1 pseudogene is annotated in these 337 nt (G+C 51.0%); it reads left to right on the top strand.

Annotated elements, in window-relative coordinates:
- Nucleotides 1-337, top strand: a pseudogene (locus J0A65_RS26655) (F0F1 ATP synthase subunit beta); the annotation flags it as partial.

Here is a 337-nt window from a genome sequence, read left to right as displayed (position 1 = left end):
CAGCCTACCCTGGCAGAAGAGATGGGTGTACTGCAGGAGCGTATTACTTCAACTAAGACTGGCTCTATCACGTCTATCCAGGACGTATACGTACCTGCGGATGACCTGACTGACCCGTCTCCAGCTACTACCTTTGCTCACTTAGATGCGACTGTAGTACTGAGCCGTGATATCGCTGCTCTGGGTATCTACCCTGCCGTAGACCCACTGGATTCCACTTCTCGTCAGTTGGATCCACTGGTAATCGGTCAGGATCACTATGATACTGCTCGTGGCGTACAGTCCGTTCTACAGCGTTATAAAGAGCTGAAAGACAGTATCGCCATTCTGGGTATGG

The organism is Bowmanella yangjiangensis, assembly GCF_017255015.1.
In the GTDB taxonomy this organism is placed as follows: domain Bacteria; phylum Pseudomonadota; class Gammaproteobacteria; order Enterobacterales; family Alteromonadaceae; genus Bowmanella; species Bowmanella yangjiangensis.
The sequence above is the reverse complement of the archived record's forward strand: the minus strand, read 5'-3'. Positions and strand labels throughout refer to the sequence as shown.